Annotated in this window: 6 protein-coding genes and 1 rRNA gene (1 of these 7 cut by a window edge); all 7 read left to right on the forward strand. The window is 40.2% G+C overall.

Annotation, left to right across the window (positions count from 1 at the left end; all coding sequences use genetic code 11):
• The first annotated feature begins 100 nt into the window (after window positions 1–100).
• Window positions 101–1450 (forward strand): chromosomal replication initiator protein DnaA, encoded by a 1350-nt coding sequence (dnaA, locus tag AC6HZ4_RS00005; protein ID WP_497493038.1) that lies wholly within the window; start codon window positions 101–103, stop codon window positions 1448–1450.
• Between the two features lie 180 nt (window positions 1451–1630).
• Window positions 1631–2776 carry a DNA polymerase III subunit beta gene (dnaN, locus tag AC6HZ4_RS00010; protein ID WP_497493040.1) on the forward strand — a complete coding sequence of 382 codons (1146 nt, stop codon included), beginning with the start codon at window positions 1631–1633 and terminating at the stop codon, window positions 2774–2776.
• A gap of 478 nt (window positions 2777–3254) precedes the next feature.
• The gene (rlbA, locus tag AC6HZ4_RS00015; protein WP_497493041.1) at window positions 3255–3467 is read left to right on the forward strand and encodes a ribosome maturation protein RlbA; all 213 of its coding nucleotides are present in this window, start codon (window positions 3255–3257) and stop codon (window positions 3465–3467) included.
• Window positions 3468–3482: 15 nt separating this feature from the next.
• A complete protein-coding gene (gene recF, locus AC6HZ4_RS00020) occupies window positions 3483–4595 on the forward strand; it encodes a DNA replication/repair protein RecF (protein WP_497493042.1) in 1113 nt (370 codons plus the stop codon).
• 50 nt (window positions 4596–4645) lie between these two features.
• The gene (gyrB, locus tag AC6HZ4_RS00025; RefSeq protein ID WP_497495849.1) at window positions 4646–6568 is read left to right on the forward strand and encodes a DNA topoisomerase (ATP-hydrolyzing) subunit B; all 1923 of its coding nucleotides are present in this window, start codon (window positions 4646–4648) and stop codon (window positions 6566–6568) included.
• A 75-nt stretch (window positions 6569–6643) separates the two neighbouring features.
• Window positions 6644–9100, forward strand: a complete 2457-nt coding sequence (gene gyrA / locus AC6HZ4_RS00030) for a DNA gyrase subunit A (RefSeq protein WP_497493043.1) — start codon at window positions 6644–6646, stop codon at window positions 9098–9100.
• Between the two features lie 523 nt (window positions 9101–9623).
• Window positions 9624–10000, forward strand: a 16S ribosomal RNA gene (locus AC6HZ4_RS00035); it runs 1161 nt beyond the window's last position.

Raw genomic sequence — 10000 nt, forward strand, 5'->3', positions numbered from 1 at the left:
AAGATTTTGTATAAATATGCATACGTGCATTTTCATGTTATACAAAGGTTGTGCAAATTAAATCTTTGTACAATTACCCTGTCCAAAAGGAGGGACAACATTGGAAAACATCTCTGATCTTTGGAATCGGACCTTAAAAGAGTTGGAGAAAAAGGTAAGTAAGCCAAGCTTTGAAACCTGGTTAAAGTCCACAAAGGCTTATTCCTTAAAAAAGCATGTATTCACGATTACTGCTCCGAATGAATTTGCACGAGACTGGTTGGAATCCCATTATTCTGACTTGATTTCAGAGACTGTGTATCAGGTAACTGGGGAAGAGCTTGATATTCGTTTTATTATTCCTCAAAGCCAAGCTGAAGAGGAATTTGAATATGCCCCTGCACGCAAAACAAAGATGCTGCAGGATGAACCGAACCATTTTCCGCAAAGCATGCTGAACCCAAAATATACATTCGATACGTTTGTTATTGGTTCTGGAAACCGTTTTGCCCACGCAGCGTCACTTGCCGTTGCTGAGGCTCCCGCAAAGGCCTATAATCCTCTTTTTATATATGGGGGTGTAGGGCTTGGCAAAACGCATCTTATGCATGCAATCGGCCATTATGTTATTGAGCATAATCCGAATGCCAAGGTTGTATACCTTTCTTCCGAAAAATTCACAAATGAATTTATTAATTCCATTCGTGATAATAAGGCTGTCGACTTTCGCAACAAATATCGAAATGTTGATGTTCTTCTCATAGACGATATTCAGTTTTTAGCTGGGAAAGAACAAACCCAAGAAGAATTTTTCCATACTTTTAATGCTTTGCACGAAGAAAGTAAACAAATTGTAATCTCAAGTGACCGGCCCCCAAAGGAGATTCCGACACTTGAGGATCGTTTACGCTCACGCTTCGAGTGGGGTCTTATTACGGATATTACACCTCCTGACTTGGAAACAAGAATCGCTATTTTGCGTAAAAAGGCAAAGGCAGAAGGGCTTGATATCCCCAATGAGGTAATGCTGTATATTGCCAATCAAATTGACTCCAATATTAGAGAGTTAGAAGGAGCACTTATCCGGGTTGTTGCTTATTCATCACTTATTAATAAAGATATCAATGCTGATTTAGCCGCGGAGGCCTTGAAACATATTATCCCAAATGCAAAGCCAAGAATTATTTCTATCCATGAAATTCAAAAGGCAGTAGGACAAGTATTTCAAGTGAAACTAGACGACTTTAAAGCGAAAAAGCGTACAAAATCTGTCGCCTTTCCACGCCAAATTGCAATGTACCTTTCAAGAGAGCTCACAGATTCTTCACTTCCGAAAATCGGCGAAGAATTTGGCGGACGTGACCATACTACGGTTATTCATGCACACGAGAAAATCTCTAAACTTTCAAAAACAGATACCCAGCTGCAGAGACAGCTAGAGGAGATTCGTGAAATTTTGAAAACTCATTAGGAATAATGTGTATAACTTTTTTGTTTTTACGCACAGTCTATCCACATGTTGATAGACTGTTTTTTCCTTCACTAAAGGGAGTTATCCACATATCCACAAGCACTACTACTATTACTACTAATTTTTTATCTTTAGTAAATAGAATAAAATTTATACTCAACAACAGGAGGTTTTTTTTCTATGCTTTTTTCCATTCAAAAGGATCATCTCGTCAAAGGTGTACAAGAGGTTATGAAAGCCGTATCTTCTCGGACCACAATCCCTATTCTCACTGGAATTAAAATTTCAGCGAATGAAGAAGGTGTTTCCTTAACAGGAAGCGACTCTGACATTTCAATTGAATCCTTTATTCCTGTTGAAGAGAACGGAAAAGAAATTGTAGAAATCCATCGTCCAGGAAGTATTGTTCTGCAAGCAAAATATTTCAGTGAAATTGTAAAAAAACTACCGAAAGAGACAGTTGAAATTGAGGTTGAAAGTCATTTTATGACAAAAATTAAATCTGGAAAATCCGAGTTTAATTTAAATGGTTTGGATCCAGAGGAATATCCGCTTTTGCCTCAGATCGAGGAACATCACGTGTTTCAAATTCCAACTGATCTTCTTAAGCATATGATTCGTCAAACAGTGTTTGCTGTTTCAACTTCAGAAACACGACCAATCTTGACAGGTGTAAACTGGAAGGTATATAACAGCGAGCTCATTTGCATTGCAACAGATAGTCATAGACTTGCATTGCGTAAGGCAAAGATTTCCGGAAGAAATATTCCGGAGGAGTTTAAAGCGAATGTTGTTATTCCAGGAAAAAGTTTGAATGAATTAAGCAAGATTTTAGATGAATCTGAGGAAGCGGTAGATATAGTGATTACGGATTATCAAGTATTATTCCGTACAAAGCACCTGCTTTTCTTTTCTAGGCTATTAGAAGGAAATTACCCTGATACATCAAGACTTATTCCAACGGAAAGCAAAACAGACATTTTGGTAAATACGAAGGAATTTCTACAAGCCATTGACCGTGCATCTTTATTAGCTAGAGATGGTCGTAACAACGTTGTAAAGTTTTCTACTTTGGATCAAAGAATGATTGAGATCTCTTCTAATTCGCCCGAAATCGGGAAAGTTGTGGAAGAAGTACAGTGTGAGCAGATAGAGGGAGAAGAATTAAAAATTTCGTTTAGTGCAAAATATATGATGGATGCTTTAAAAGCATTGGACAGTTCGGAAATTAAAATTAGCTTTACTGGTGCGATGCGGCCATTCCTGATTCGTACTGCCAACGATGAATCCATTGTTCAACTTATTTTGCCTGTTCGAACATATTAATGGACAAGCGATCAATGAGGATTCTCTACAGTTTAAGAAAAAGTGGATGATGAAGTTAAGAAATCACGCAACTCATTTTACTATAGTTTGGAAGGTGACCCAAAAAGGAGACTATGTCCTATTTTGGGTCATCTCTTTTTGTACTTTAAGAAAGCATAAATTTCCAGCTGAAAGTTCATTCGGCATAGCAGGAAATTTTATGAGTAAAGTATAAGGGCAACTACACCTCTGTTTTCGCCTAAAGGCTTGCCAATCTGCGAGTTTTCTTTATACGGATAAAAATGATATTTCACTGGTGTCGGCTCACCTTGCAGACATGTTCTGTCTTACAAAATACGCTGAAATATAAAAAAGAATTTTTTGCGTTAAAGAATGAATTATGTCTGCTGCTTTTCTTATTTTTATTATTCCGCTTTGCTAACACCCGATTATTTAGTACAATGAAAGAATGAACACTTTTAGGAAGTGAGTGATCCTTATGAAAAGCGTCTCGATTTCGACAGAATACATCACTTTAGGACAATTTCTGAAATTAGCTGACTTGATCGATACTGGCGGAGCTGCAAAGTGGTTTCTCCAGGAACACGAAGTGTATGTGAATGGCGAAGAAGACAATCGGAGAGGCAGAAAGCTCTTTTCAGGAGATATCGTAAATATCCCTGCTTTCGGCTCATTTCAAGTGAAGGGATAAAAGGGGGAACACCCTTTGTACATTGAGGATTTAGCTTTAAAGAATTACAGAAATTACGAAATGCTCGACATTTCTTTTGAAGATAAAGTAAATGTTATTATTGGAGAAAATGCACAGGGTAAAACAAATCTCATGGAGGCTATTTATGTACTTGCAATGGCCAAGTCACATCGTACCTCAAATGACCGTGATCTTATCCGTTGGGACGCAGAGTATGGTAAAATAAAAGGAAGACTAAGAAAAAGAAACAGCTCGCTTTCTTTAGAATTAATGGTTTCCAAAAAGGGCAAGAAAGCAAAATTAAATCATTTGGAGCAGCAAAAGCTTAGTCAATATATCGGTGAGATGAATGTTGTGATGTTTGCCCCAGAGGATTTACATTTAGTAAAAGGAAGTCCCCAAGTTAGAAGACGATTTTTGGACATGGAGCTCGGACAAATTGCACCGGTCTATCTTTACGAGTTGAGTCAATACCAAAAAGTGCTCACACAACGGAACCATTTGTTAAAGACCTTGCAACGTGAAGGGAACAAAAACGAGGCAATGCTAGATGTGTTTACAATCCAATTAATTGAGCATGGTGCAAAGGTCTTACAAAAGCGCTTTGAATTCTTACGTTTGCTGCAGGATTGGGCCGCTCCCATCCACCGCGGCATCAGCAGAGGGCTGGAAGATTTGCAAATTGTATACCAACCTAGCATAAATGTATCAGAATCAACAGATTTGTCGAAAATAAAAGAAGTATACTATGAAAATTTTCATTCTATTAAGCAGCGTGAAATCTTCCGCGGCACTACCTTGATTGGTCCTCATCGCGACGATTTGCAATTCTTCGTTAATGACAAAAACGTTCAAGTCTTTGGTTCACAAGGACAGCAACGAACGACTGCACTTTCCCTAAAACTGGCCGAAATTGAATTAATTCATTCAGAAGTGAACGAGTATCCCATTCTACTGCTCGACGATGTCTTGTCGGAGTTGGATGATTACCGGCAATCTCACCTCTTAAACACAATTCAGGGAAAGGTGCAAACTTTCGTAACAACAACGAGCGTTGAAGGGATTGAGCACGATACGCTGAAGAAAGCCAAAACAATTCAAGTGACAAATGGCACAATTCAAGATTAGACCCGCAGAGTTGCTTCTGTTAAATGGAAAAGTAGGTGATGTTTGTGACAATGGAACAAAAGCAATTGCAAAATAACACGTATGATGAGAGTCAAATTCAAGTTCTAGAAGGATTAGAGGCTGTTCGGAAGCGCCCAGGCATGTATATTGGTTCAACAAATGCAAAAGGGCTTCACCACCTTGTTTGGGAAATTGTTGATAATAGTATCGATGAGGCGCTAGCAGGCTACTGTGATGAAGTAACTGTTACAATCGAAGAAAACAACAGTATTACTGTTGCAGACAATGGACGCGGTATTCCTGTCGGGATTCATGAGAAAATGGGTCGTCCGGCAGTTGAAGTTATTATGACCGTACTGCATGCGGGTGGAAAATTTGGCGGCGGCGGTTATAAGGTGTCAGGCGGTTTGCACGGTGTAGGAGCGTCAGTTGTAAATGCTCTTTCTTCTATGCTTGAGGTGCATGTCTACCGTGAAGGGAAAATACATTATCAACAATTTAAGCGTGGTGTTCCTGTTGAGGATTTAAAAGTGATCGGCGAAACAAACAGAACTGGAACAACGGTTCGATTCCAACCGGATAAAGAAATTTTTACCGAGACCACAGAATATGACTTTGACACACTTGCAAACCGTTTGCGCGAATTGGCATTCTTAAACCGCGGCATCAGGCTGATTATTGAAGATAAACGTGAAAACAAAAGAAAGAAAGAATTTTTCTATGAGGGCGGTATTCGTTCATATGTAGAGCATTTAAATCGTACAAAAGAAGTGATTCATGAAGAGCCGGTCTATGTAGAAGGAGCTCGTCAAGGCATTTATGTAGAGATTGCTTTACAATATAACGAAGGGTATACAAGTAATATTTACTCTTTTGCTAACAATATTCATACGTATGAGGGCGGTACACACGAGGTAGGATTCAAAACAGCTCTTACACGTGTAGTGAATGATTATGCAAGAAAAAATAATGTGATTAAAGATAGTGATAGCAATCTAATTGGAGAAGATGTGCGGGAAGGCTTAACTGCTATTGTATCTGTAAAGCACCCTGATCCTCAATTTGAAGGTCAAACAAAGACGAAGCTGGGTAACAGCGAAGCAAGAACAATCACAGAATCCGTATTTGCTGAAACATTTGAAAAGTTTTTAATGGAAAATCCTCCTGTAGCTCGCAAAATCGTAGAAAAAGGTATGATGGCAGCAAGGGCTCGTGTTGCAGCGAAAAAGGCACGTGAATTAACGAGACGAAAGAACGCCTTGGAAGTCTCAAGTCTGCCTGGTAAATTAGCAGACTGTTCTTCCAAAGATCCTTCAATTAGTGAAATCTATATTGTAGAGGGTGATTCTGCAGGCGGCTCTGCAAAACAAGGACGTGATCGTCATTTCCAAGCGATTTTGCCATTAAGAGGAAAAATTATTAACGTTGAGAAATCACGATTAGATAAAATTTTATCCAATAATGAGGTTCGTTCTATTGTAACAGCCATTGGAACAGGAATTGGCGAGGACTTTGATATTGAAAAGGCTCGTTATCAGAAAATCATTATTATGACAGATGCCGATGTAGATGGCGCTCATATTCGTACCCTATTATTAACTTTCTTCTATCGTTATATGCGTCAAATTATTGAGCATGGATATGTTTATATCGCTCAGCCGCCGCTGTATAAGGTACAGCAAGGTAAAAAAGTTGTGTATGCATACAATGAAAGAGAGCTTGAAAGAGTATTGGCGGAGCTGCAAGGGCAACAGAAGCCAAACATTCAACGTTATAAGGGGCTTGGAGAGATGAATCCTGAGCAGCTTTGGGAAACAACAATGGACCCGGAAGTGCGCTCGCTCCTACAGGTTAGTATGCAGGATGCTATTGAAGCGGATGAAACATTTGAAATTCTAATGGGCGATAAAGTAGAACCTCGCCGTAACTTTATCCAAGAAAACGCGAGATATGTGAAGAATCTCGATATTTAAAACACGACAGGAATGTTTATTCCTGTCTTCTGTATATAACTATATGTTCGGAAATGTTAGAGGAGGTGCTGGTTGATGTCAGAGAACCAACAAGCCCGAATTCGTGAGATAAATATTAGCCAAGAAATGCGTGCATCTTTTTTAGATTACGCTATGAGTGTCATCGTATCACGTGCTTTACCTGATGTGCGCGATGGCTTGAAGCCGGTTCATCGAAGAATTTTATATGCGATGAATGATTTAGGTATTGTGGCGGAAAAGCCGCATAAGAAATCTGCTCGTATTGTTGGAGAAGTGATCGGTAAGTACCATCCGCATGGTGATAGTGCGGTTTACGATACGATGGTTCGTATGGCACAGGACTTTAACCAACGTTATATGCTAGTAGACGGACACGGAAACTTTGGCTCCGTAGATGGAGATGCTGCGGCTGCTATGCGTTATACAGAGGCAAGAATGTCTAAAATTTCGATGGAATTGCTTCGGGATATTGCAAAAAATACAATTGATTATCAAGATAATTATGATGGCTCTGAGCGAGAACCGATTGTTCTTCCAGCACGCTTCCCGAATTTACTTGTTAATGGTGCTACAGGGATTGCCGTAGGGATGGCGACTAATATTCCGCCGCATCAATTAGGGGAAGTCATTGATGGTGTGTTGGCGTTAAGCAAGAACCCAGAATTAACGATTTCTGAGTTAATGGAGTATATTAAGGGACCAGATTTCCCTACAGCTGGTCAAATTCTTGGAAAGAGTGGAATACGTCGTGCTTATGAGACCGGACGCGGCACGGTTATTATCCGAGCTAAAGTAGAGATCGAGGATCGCGGTAACGGTAAGCAGTCCATTATCGTAAACGAGCTTCCGTACCAAGTAAATAAAGCAAAGCTTATTGAAAAAATTGCAGAGCTGGTACGTGAGAAGAAGATTGACGGGATTACGGATTTACGAGATGAATCTGATCGCAATGGCATGAGGATCGTAATGGAAGTGCGTCGTGATGCTAATGCTAACGTACTTCTCAATAATTTGTACAAGCATACAGCTTTGCAAACAAGCTTTGGTATCAATATGCTGTCCCTTGTAGACGGCGAGCCAAAGGTATTAAATTTAAAACAATGCTTATACCATTATCTAGAGCATCAGAAGGTCGTAATTAGAAGACGTACTGCTTACGAATTAGAAAAAGCAGAAGCGCGTGCACATATTTTAGAAGGGCTCCGAATTGCATTAGACCATTTAGACGAGGTTATCGCTTTAATCCGTAGCTCCCGTACAACAGAGATAGCAAGGCAAGGCCTAATGGAACGCTTTGGTTTAAGTGAAAAACAAGCGCAAGCTATTTTAGATATGCGCTTACAAAGGTTAACAGGATTGGAACGCGAGAAAATTGAGCAGGAGTATGCGGAATTAGTTAGCTTAATTGCAGAATTAAGAGCAATATTGGCTGATGAAGAGAAAGTGCTCGAAATTATTCGCGAAGAATTAACAGAGATTAAAGAACGCTTTAATGATAAAAGACGAACTGAAATTGTTCCAGGCGGACTTGAATTTATTGAAGATGAGGATTTGATTCCTGAGCAAAATGTGGTTATTACGCTTACTCATAATGGATACGTTAAACGATTGCCTGCTTCCACGTATAAAAGCCAAAACCGTGGAGGTAGAGGTGTACAAGGAATGGGAACCAACGAAGATGATTTTGTTGAACATCTTTTGACAACATCAACACACGATCATATTTTATTCTTTACTAACAAGGGAAAAGTATACCGGACAAAAGGGTATGAAATTCCGGAGTACAGCCGTACAGCAAAAGGAATCCCGATTGTTAATCTGTTAGAGGTTGATAAGGATGAGTGGGTCAATGCAATTATCCCAATTCGTGAGTTTACAGATGATGATTACTTATTCTTTGCAACAAAGCAAGGCTTGGCGAAGCGTACGCCTTTATCTTCATTTGCAAACATTCGGAATAACGGCTTAATAGCAATCACCCTTCGAGAAGAAGATGAGCTTATTTCTGTACGTTTAACAACAGGAGAAAAAGATATTATTATTGGAACAAGCAATGGTATGCTTATTCGTTTTCACGAACAGGATGTACGTTCTATGGGGCGCAGTGCAACCGGCGTAAAGGGCATTACGTTGGATGAGGATGACCTGGTTGTGGGAATGGAGATTGTAGAAGAAAACACAGATGTGCTTATTGTTACAAAAAATGGTTATGGAAAGAGAACCTCAATAGAAGAATATCGTATTCAAAGCAGGGGTGGAAAAGGGTTAAAAACCTGCAATATTACAGACAAAAACGGAAAGCTTGTAGCTGTGAAGTCTGTAAAAGGCGAGGAGGATATTATGCTCATTACGGCAGCTGGTGTATTAATCCGGATGCCTGTTGATCAAATTTCACAAATGGGACGTAATACACAGGGTGTTCGCCTTATTCGATTAGATGGGGAGCAGGAAGTAGCTACGGTAGCAAAAGCGCAGCGGGAAGATGAGATAGAAGAGGCTGCAGAAGAGTAATATAAGAGCGGGTGCTCTATAAAAATAAGGGAACTGTGAGGGGAATTTTCTTCACAGTTCTTTTTTTAGATAAGAGAGTATAACCTTTTGCGGGGATGCTATCTAGCTCCCATGCCTGCTTGTTTTAGAAAAAGACCGCTGCTCACTCAGGCAAAAAGTGCCTCAATGTACGGAGAACTGTCTCTTGGAGAGCAGGGAGGACCGTGTCCGCTCTTCTTTTTTATAGAATAATTTAGTATAGCTTGCTGGAGTACTGCCCTATCCTAGAATCCAGGCCTCCTAGCAGTTAAATAAACTTGCCCCAAAAGGGGGTATATGCCAGAGAACATTCTTCTGCAAGAGTAAAGGCGGACTAATATATTTTTTCTTAAGAAAGTAAAATTCTCAAAAAAAATGTATTGATATTGTTGACGATTATAGTAACACGTGATATATTATACAAGTCGCTACGGTGACACATGAACTTTGAAAACTAAACAAAACATGAAACGTCAATTTTTATTTATGAAGCTAGACAAACACTTTTATGGAGAGTTTGATCCTGGCTCAGGATGAACGCTGGCGGCGTGCCTAATACATGCAAGTCGAGCGAGGTTCTTCGGAACCTAGCGGCGGACGGGTGAGTAACACGTGGGTAACCTGCCTGTAAGACTGGGATAACTTCGGGAAACCGAAGCTAATACCGGATAGTTTTTCGCATCGCATGATGCGGAATGGAAAGGCGGCTTCGGCTGTCACTTACAGATGGACCCGCGGCGCATTAGCTAGTTGGTGAGGTAACGGCTCACCAAGGCGACGATGCGTAGCCGACCTGAGAGGGTGATCGGCCACACTGGGACTGAGACACGGCCCAGACTCCTACGGGAGGCAGCAGTAGGGAATCTTCGGCAATGGGCGAAA

It is taken from the genome of Ectobacillus sp. OTK (genome assembly GCF_059698935.1).

Coding starts and splice junctions, on each gene's coding strand:
- dnaN (WP_497493040.1), top strand. CDS start 1,631: ATGCTTTTTTCCATTCAAAAGGATCATCTCGTCAAAGGTGTACAAGAG.
- rlbA (WP_497493041.1), top strand. CDS start 3,255: ATGAAAAGCGTCTCGATTTCGACAGAATACATCACTTTAGGACAATTT.
- gyrB (WP_497495849.1), top strand. CDS start 4,646: ATGGAACAAAAGCAATTGCAAAATAACACGTATGATGAGAGTCAAATT.
- gyrA (WP_497493043.1), top strand. CDS start 6,644: ATGTCAGAGAACCAACAAGCCCGAATTCGTGAGATAAATATTAGCCAA.